Origin of the sequence: Streptomyces spirodelae (assembly GCF_017676385.1) — a bacterium.
GTDB lineage: Bacteria > Actinomycetota > Actinomycetes > Streptomycetales > Streptomycetaceae > Streptomyces > Streptomyces spirodelae.
On the sequence record NZ_JAFFZN010000002.1, the window covers coordinates 428,142 to 435,887 of the forward strand.

Annotated in this window: 7 protein-coding genes; 5 read left to right on the forward strand and 2 right to left on the reverse strand. The window is 72.3% G+C overall.

The window, feature by feature from the left end:
* Positions 1 to 477: 477 nt before the first annotated feature.
* Positions 478 to 1,686 carry a sensor histidine kinase gene (locus JW592_RS04185; protein WP_209263508.1) on the forward strand — a complete coding sequence of 403 codons (1,209 nt, stop codon included), beginning with the start codon at positions 478 to 480 and terminating at the stop codon, positions 1,684 to 1,686.
* A gap of 125 nt (positions 1,687 to 1,811) precedes the next feature.
* On the opposite strand, the gene JW592_RS32475 is transcribed toward JW592_RS04185, so the two are convergent.
* Positions 1,812 to 3,608, reverse strand: a complete 1,797-nt coding sequence (locus JW592_RS32475; protein ID WP_229375107.1) for an NsdA family TPR-like regulatory protein — start codon at positions 3,606 to 3,608, stop codon at positions 1,812 to 1,814.
* A gap of 251 nt (positions 3,609 to 3,859) precedes the next feature.
* Between JW592_RS32475 and lipB the strand changes: the two genes are divergently transcribed.
* From lipB to JW592_RS04210, 4 genes are all read left to right on the forward strand, one after another.
* Positions 3,860 to 4,699: a lipoyl(octanoyl) transferase LipB gene (gene lipB, locus JW592_RS04195; RefSeq protein WP_209263456.1), complete on the forward strand. Its 840-nt coding sequence runs from the start codon at positions 3,860 to 3,862 to the stop codon at positions 4,697 to 4,699.
* 143 nt (positions 4,700 to 4,842) lie between these two features.
* Complete coding sequence (lipA, locus tag JW592_RS04200) at positions 4,843 to 5,790, forward strand: lipoyl synthase (RefSeq protein ID WP_209263457.1); 948 nt, start codon at positions 4,843 to 4,845, stop codon at positions 5,788 to 5,790.
* 309 nt (positions 5,791 to 6,099) lie between these two features.
* Positions 6,100 to 6,288: a hypothetical protein gene (locus JW592_RS04205; RefSeq protein ID WP_209263458.1), complete on the forward strand. Its 189-nt coding sequence runs from the start codon at positions 6,100 to 6,102 to the stop codon at positions 6,286 to 6,288.
* 145 nt (positions 6,289 to 6,433) lie between these two features.
* A complete protein-coding gene (locus JW592_RS04210; RefSeq protein WP_209263459.1) occupies positions 6,434 to 7,123 on the forward strand; it encodes a DUF4191 domain-containing protein in 690 nt (229 codons plus the stop codon).
* Positions 7,124 to 7,184: 61 nt separating this feature from the next.
* Here the strand turns inward: JW592_RS04210 and JW592_RS04215 are convergent, their stop codons facing one another.
* Positions 7,185 to 7,655: an RDD family protein gene (locus JW592_RS04215; protein WP_209263460.1), complete on the reverse strand. Its 471-nt coding sequence runs from the start codon at positions 7,653 to 7,655 to the stop codon at positions 7,185 to 7,187.
* Between the last annotated feature and the right edge of the window lie 91 nt (positions 7,656 to 7,746).

Here is a 7,746-nt window from a genome sequence, read left to right on the forward strand (position 1 = left end):
CGATGTGCGCGGTGTGCCGCTTTCGGCCGCCGGGCCTGCCGTGCCGGGCAGAGACGACGCTAGAAACGGCGGGGCCGCGGCCACAGCCGCCGAGCACCCGTACCGAGGAGGCGCGAACCCCCGTGCCGGGGAGGGAAATGGAGAGCCTGGGGGTGGTGCTAGGTCTACCCGTGGGACGGCAGCCCGGACGAGTGCGCGGGCCCCGGCAGCGGGCGCAGACTGGCACGGTGCCCCCGAAACGGCACCAGGGCGGGCATCGGAGGACGAGGTGGCGCCAGACATGCGGGCGGGAGCGGTGTGGCGGGGGGAGCAGGCAGTGAGGGAGGACGAGCGGTGAGCGGGACGAGGACAGCCGGGACAGGGGAAGCGGCGGAGCGGTGGACCGACGGCGTACAGCGGCCGGCCCTGGCCCGGCAGCGGCGCCGGCCGGGGAGCCCGGCGGCCGCGCTCCTGGCAGCCGGACGCGGCCTCGTGCTGATGGTCCTCTCCCTCGGCGTCTCCCTGGCCCTGTTCCTGATGACGCTGCTCTCGATGGTGCTGATGCTGCTCGGCGTCGGCGTGCTGACCACCCCGTGGCTGCTGCACGTCGTACGGGTGCACGCCAACCAGCGCCGCGCGCTGGCCGGCGAGTGGGCGGGCCTGCCCATGGGAGCCCCCTACCGGCCGCTGCCGCCCGGACCGCGCGGAGTGACCGGACATGTCGAGTGGTGCGTCCTGATGCTCAAGGACCCCGCGACCTGGCGGGACTTCGCCTGGCTGATCAGCGACGCGATCTTCGGCTTCGTCCTCGCCCTGCTGCCGGTCGCGCTGATCGCCTACGCCGTGGAGGGCTGGGTGATGTTCGCCGGTGTGTGGCGCGCCGTCGCGGGCGACTACTGGTACGGCTTCATCCACGTGGACACCTTCGGCGACGCGGTACAGTGCGCGGCGCTCGGCAGCTTCGTGCTGCTGCTCGGCCTCTACGCCAACCCCCGTCTGATCAGCGCCCACTTCCAGCTCGCCCGCGCCCTGCTGGCCCCCACCCGTGGCGCGCGGCTCGCCCAGCGCGTCGAGCACCTCTACGAGACGCGGCACGACGCCGTGGACACCTCGGCAGCCGAACTGCGCCGCATCGAACGTGACCTGCACGACGGCGCCCAGGCGCGGCTGGTCGCCATGGGAATGAGCCTCGGCACCGTGGAGGCCCTGATCGAGCACGACCCCGCCAAGGCCAAGCAGCTCATCGCCCAGGCCCGGGAGTCCTCGGCCGAGGCGCTCACCGAACTACGGGACCTGGTACGCGGCATCCACCCCCCGGTGCTCGCCGAACGCGGCCTGGGCGATGCGGCCCAAGCCCTCGCCCTGCGAATGCAGACACCCGTCGAGGCCGACGTCGAACTTCCCGGCCGGTTCGCCGAGCCCGTCGAGTCGGCCGCCTATTTCGCGGTCAGCGAGGTCCTCACCAACGCGGCCAAGCACTCCGGGGCCGATCGCATCTGGCTGGACATCCACTACACCTACGACACGGGCGGCATGCTGCGGATATCCGTCACCGACGACGGCCGGGGCGGCGCCGACATCTCCAAGGGGTCGGGGATCGCCGGCATCGAGCGCCGGTTGGGGCCGTTCGACGGCGTTCTGGCCCTCAGCAGCCCGCCGGGCGGCCCCACGATGGTCACCCTGGAGATCCCCTGCCGCCCCATCTGAGCCGCGCCCCGGAAGGGGAGCGGGGCTGTGCTGATCTGCGGCTCCGCCGGGTGGGCGCGAGCAATCACCCCCACCCGCAGTCCGCAACCGCCGAACAGGGGCAGCCCCTCCCCGGCACAGTCGCCTCACACCAGCGCCGAGACCTTCTCCCGGTACTGCCGAACGGCCGCCGCGTCCCGATACGGCTCCAGCCGCCGCTCGAAATCCCGTACGTACTCATGAGCACGTACGGACCGCATCTCCGCCGCCTGGTGCGCCGCCTCGGCACCCAGCGTGCAAGCATGATCGATCTCGCCCAGCCCCAGCCGGGCGGTGGCCAGCACCACCCGGCAGAACAGCCGGCTGCGGGCGAACCCGGCGCCGCGCAGCTGGAGCGAGCGCTCGGCGTGCTGTGCGGCGGCACGGTACTGCTGAAGGTCGCGGTGGCAGTGCCCGAACTCGTCGGCCAGCTGCGCCTCGTCGAAGAACCGAGCCCAGGCGGGCACATCCTCGCTGGGCCGGGCGGCCTCCAGCGCCCGCTCGGCGCGGGCCAGCGACGCCGTGCAGGCCCGCACCTCGCCCAGCACCCCGTGACCGCGCGCCTCAGCCGCGTGCAGCAGCGCCTGGACCACCGGTGGCACGGAGGTGCCCACGCCCTGCTGCGCGACCCTGGCCAGCTGCACCGCCTCGCGCCCATGCCCCAGATAGACGGCCTGCCTGCTCATCGTCACCAGCACGTAGGCGCCGAACGCGCGGTCACCCGCGGCCTGGGTGAGCCGTAGCGCCTGGACGAAGTAGCGCTGGGCCAGGCCGTGCGCGGCGATGTCGTAGGAGGTCCAGCCCGCCAGCCGGGTCAGATCGGCCGCGGCCGAGAACAGCCGCCTGCCGAGCTGCTCCCCGTAGACGCCGCGCAGCATCGGCTCGGCCTCGTGCTCCAGATACCGCACCAGGGCCTGCCGCGCGTGCCCGCCGCCGTAGGCGTTGTCCAGCGCGCGGAACAGCTCGCACACCGAGCGCAGGGCGGCCACATCGCCGCCGGAGACCCGCTGGCCGGGGCCGCGCTCGACCCGGTCCAGCCGTGCGGCCAGCGACGGCGGCCGACTCGGCCCTCCGGCCCCACCGCCGAGCCGGGACTGCGCCGGGACCCGCAGTCCGGTGCCGTGGCCCGCACCGCCGGGGCCGCCCGCACCGGGATGGCCGGTGGCACCCCCGGGCCCATGGCCGTGCCCGTGGCCGTGGCCGGCTCCAGGGCCATGAGCGCCGAGACTCTGTCCGCGGGCCGCGCCCACCCCGGTGCCGGGCTGTCCTGGCCCCGCCCCGGGAGCGCCTGCCGGTCCCGCCCCCGAGCCGGTCGGCCCGCCGCCGTGTCCACCGCTCCCGTGTCCGCCGCTGCCGTGCCCGCCACCCGGGCCGCCAGGGCCCGCGTGGCCGCCCGAGCCGTCCGGTTCGGGGCCGCGCGCCACCCGCTCGTCAGCCCGGCCGATCAGCCAGTCCCGGCTCGGCACCACCAGCCCCGCCGGAGTGAACGCGATCTTCCGCAGCTCCGCGTGGCTGCCGGAGTCCTTGCGCCACAGACCGCTGACGATGTCCACCGCCTCGGCGGGCGTCGCCGCGAACTCCAGCCCCGCGTACACCGGCGCGCAGGCGTCGAGCCCCAGATCCTGCGCCGTCAGCCGCCGGCCGAGGCGCCGGGTGAAGACCTCGGCGATCAGCGCCGGAGTGGTGCCCCTGGGCTGCTGGCCGCGCAGCCACCGGGTCACCGACGTCTTGTCGTAGCGCAGGTCAAGACCGTGTTCGAGGCCGAGCTGATCCACGCGCCTGGCCAGGCCCGCGTTCGAGAAGCCCGCCTCGGCGATCAGGGCGGCGAGCTGGCGGTTGGGGATTCGCTGCTGGGATGGCTGGGCCGCGTCGTTCACGGACTCCCCAGGTCGTTCCATCGTCATCAGGTCTACGGTCTCCTGCCCTCACGGCTTGTGTCAGACGCCGGGGCGCCCTGCTGGAACGGCGCGAATGTAACGGTCCCTCGTACATCGTTCGCCCCCTTCGTCGTGCATTCATCCATACGTGTGAGGGGGCGGCCACCTGCGGCGACGGTGCGTGACGGCCGTACAGTGGCGGGGGGCGCGAGCGCCGAGCAGCCTGCCACTGAGGGCGTGCGAAGCGGGCTCACGCGGGCTTACGAAGGAGAGAAGGCATGGGAGAACCCCGGCTGGAGGGTCCGGCGGACGGTCCTGTGGAGGGCGAACTCCGCTTCGTCCACCTGGGATTCGGCGACAGCGCCGTCGACTACCTGGACGCCTGGCAGGAGCAGAAGCGGGTGCACGCCGCACGCTTCGCCGACGAGATTCCCGACACCTGTCTGATGCTGGAGCACCTCCCGGTCTACACGGCCGGGCGGCGCACCGAGGACAGCGAACGCCCGCTTGACGGCACCCCGGTGGTGGACGTCGACCGCGGGGGCAAGATCACCTGGCACGGCCCGGGGCAGCTCGTCGGCTACCCGATCCTGAAACTGCCGCGCCCCGTCGACGTCGTCGCCCATGTCCGCCGCCTCGAAGAGGCCATGATCCGTGCCTGTGCCGAGCTCGGCCTGGAGACGACGCGGGTGGAGGGCCGCAGCGGCGTGTGGGTGCTCGGCGACGCCGTCGAGAAGCCGGCCCCCGCCGGGCAGGGCGCCACCGGCGGCCTGGCGCTGGATCTCGACCCCCGGATGAACCAGGAGGACTACGACCCGCGCCTGATGGGCCCGGAGTACGCGCCCTCCAACGCGGGCCAGCGCGGCGAGGACCGTAAGCTGGCACAAATCGGCATCCGGGTCGCCAAGGGCGTGACCATGCACGGCTTCTCGCTGAACTGCAACCCGGACACGACCGGTTTCGACCGGATCGTCCCCTGCGGTATCCGCGACGCGGGCGTCACCTCCGTCTCGCAGGAACTCGGCAGGAATGTTCCGGTCTCCGAGGTGCTTCCTCTCATGGAGAAACACCTGCGCGAGGTCCTGGAGTCCTCGACCCCACTGCCCCGCGCGGTCTGACGACGGCCACGGGCCGGGCCCCGGGGTCCTCCGGGGTCCTCCGGGGTCAGGATGTTTCCCGGGCTCCGGCCCGTACGAAAGCCAGAAACCGCAGGCGTAGGCTGATAGCCGCCGCTGAATCGAAAGTACGTAGGGAGCCGGACGTGTCCGCTGTCGCACCCGACGGTCGCAAGATGCTCCGCCTGGAGGTCCGCAACAGCCAGACCCCCATCGAGCGCAAGCCCGAGTGGATCAAGACCCGGGCGAAAATGGGCCCCGAGTACAACGCCCTCCAGAACCTGGTCAAGAGCGAGGGGCTGCACACGGTCTGCCAGGAGGCGGGCTGCCCCAACATCTTCGAGTGCTGGGAGGACCGCGAGGCGACCTTCCTGATCGGCGGCGAGCAGTGCACCCGCCGCTGTGACTTCTGCCAGATCGACACCGGCAAGCCCGCCGAGCTCGACCGCGACGAGCCGCGCCGGGTGGCCGAATCGGTCCGCACGATGGAGCTCCGCTACGCGACGATCACCGGCGTGGCCCGCGACGACCTCGAGGACGGCGGTGCCTGGCTCTACGCGGAGACCGTGCGCCAGATCCACGGCCTGATGCCCGACACCGGTGTCGAACTGCTGATCCCCGACTTCAATGCCGAGCCCGACCAGCTCGCGGAGGTCTTCTCCTCCCGCCCCGAGGTGCTGGCGCACAACGTGGAGACGGTGCCGCGCATCTTCAAGCGCATCCGCCCCGGCTTCCGCTACGAGCGGTCCCTGGAGGTCCTCACGCGCGCCCGCGAGGCCGGCCTCGTCGTCAAGTCCAACCTGATCCTGGGCCTGGGCGAGACCCGCGAGGAGGTCAGCGAGGCGCTGCGCGACCTGCACGAGGCCGGTGCCGAGCTGATCACCATCACCCAGTACCTGCGCCCCACCCCCCGCCACCACCCCGTGGAGCGCTGGGTGAAGCCCCAGGAGTTCGTCGAGCTCAAGCAGGAGGCCGACGAGATCGGCTACGCGGGCGTCATGTCGGGCCCGCTCGTCCGCTCCTCCTACCGCGCCGGCCGCCTCTACCAGCAGGCCGTCGAAGCCCGCCGGACGGGCACGACCTCCGCAGCCTGACACCTACGGCTGGACCGAGGCCCGTTGCGAGCTGCTGCCTGTCGCGGCCTGAGGTTGCCTGGGGTTTGCCTGAGACTTGCGTGACCGCTGAGGCCCGGCGCCGCCCGGTGCCCGCCGCCCGGTGCCCGCCGGGCGGCGCGGGCGGCGGAGAGTGAGCTTCGCCGCACAGGCTTTCGCCGGCTTTGACCCTCCGGTCATCGCCTGGTAACACCAATGCGTAACGCTGAAACCACACACCGCGCACGCACAGCCGTCCGGCTGTGCGGATGAGCGTCCGGTTCAGACGCATCACCGACGGAGGGGACGACAGTGCGAACCACCCTGTGGGCACTGGAAGGTCTGGAACATCTTTTCTTCGGGAACGGCCAGCGGGTCGCCCGGCGCAACGCGTGGACGGCGGTCCTCGAGGACCGCCGCCGCGCCCGCGCCCGCCATGAGGCGGAAACCGTGCTGAACGCGGCAGCGGACCGCCGCACACTGCTGACGTCCCGAGGCTGAACGACCGGGGCCCTTCCACGGAAGGGCCCCCACCTGCCCGCTCACCAGCGTCCCCGCCCTTCCCCGTGCTGCTGCCTTCCTGGGGCGACCCACGTTCCCCCGGCCGCGCGGCAGTGCCCCCGCCCTCCCACGTAAACTTCACCGCATGGCGAGGAAGGACAACACCGAGAACCCTGGGCGGCTCAAGCAGATCGCTCAGACGTACAAGATGACCCGGCGCGTGGACCGGAAGATCGGTTGGATCCTGGCCGGCGTGGGGCTTGTCACCTTCGGTGTACTCCTCGCGATCGGCTTTCTGATCGGTCACCCCGTCTACGTGGGGATTCTGGGCGTACTGCTGGCCCTGCTGGCGTGCGCGATCGTCTTCGGGCGCCGCGCGGAGCGGGCCGCGTTCGGACAGATGGAGGGCCAGCCGGGGGCGGCGGCCGCCGTGCTGGAGAACATCGGGCGCGGCTGGCAGGTCACTCCGGCCGTGGCGATGAACCGTAGCCAGGACGTCGTCCACCGCGCGGTCGGCAAGGCGGGCATCGTGCTCGTCGGCGAGGGCAACCCCAACCGGCTGCGCGGGCTGCTGGCGTCCGAGAAGAAGAAGATGAACCGCGTCGTCGGCGACGTACCGGTGCACACCCTGGTCGTCGGCTCCGACGAGGGCCAGGTGGAGCTGAAGAAGCTGCGCGTCAAGATCATGAAGCTGCCTCGTACGCTGCAGGGCGCCGAGGTCACTCAGATCAACGACCGGCTCCGCGCGCTCGGCGACCTCATGAGCAATATGCCGATCCCGAAGGGGCCGATGCCCAAGGGTATGAAGCTCCCCAAGGGCCCGCAGGGCCGCTGACGCCGCACAGAACAGGGTGGGCTCCCGGGACTCCCGGGGCCCACCCTGCCGCGCGTCGCCCTCAGGTCCGGATCTGCACGGAGCCCGAGAGCCGGTCGTGCAGTCCGCGATTGTCGCGGTCCCAGACGAGCGCGGGAATGGCGAGCCCCAACAGCACCGTACGTACGGCCGCGCGCCACACCGGCAGCTTGCCCAGCCCGTCCAGCGAGACGACGCGCAGCCGCAGCAGCCGCTTGCCCGGCGTCGAGCCGACCGTGCCGACGGTCAGCAGGCTCATGACGAGGAACACGACGAGCGCCCAGTTGTTGGTGCCCTCCAGGTGGCGCCCCGCCAGCAGCCCGAAGGCGATGAGGGCCGAGAGTGCCCAGTCGATGAAAAGGGCGCCGACCCGGCGCCCGACCGGCGCGATGGCTCCGGGGCCGTCCTCGGGGAGGCCGAGCCGCTTGCCGCGGTGGCCGTAGTCGGCGCCCATCTCCTCCGCCGCGGCGCGCGGTCCTGACAGCCACGACCCGATTGCTTCCCTGTTGTCCACCCGACAACGGTATCGCGCTGATTTTCCGGGGGGACCGGACCCCACGGCCCTGCCCCAAGGGCGCAGTGCGAGGTCGCTCGCCGTACGCCGT

Coding starts and splice junctions, on each gene's coding strand:
- JW592_RS04185 (WP_209263508.1), top strand. CDS start 478: ATGGTCCTCTCCCTCGGCGTCTCCCTGGCCCTGTTCCTGATGACGCTG.
- JW592_RS32475 (WP_229375107.1), bottom strand. CDS start 3,608: ATGACGATGGAACGACCTGGGGAGTCCGTGAACGACGCGGCCCAGCCA.
- lipB (WP_209263456.1), top strand. CDS start 3,860: ATGGGAGAACCCCGGCTGGAGGGTCCGGCGGACGGTCCTGTGGAGGGC.
- JW592_RS04210 (WP_209263459.1), top strand. CDS start 6,434: ATGGCGAGGAAGGACAACACCGAGAACCCTGGGCGGCTCAAGCAGATC.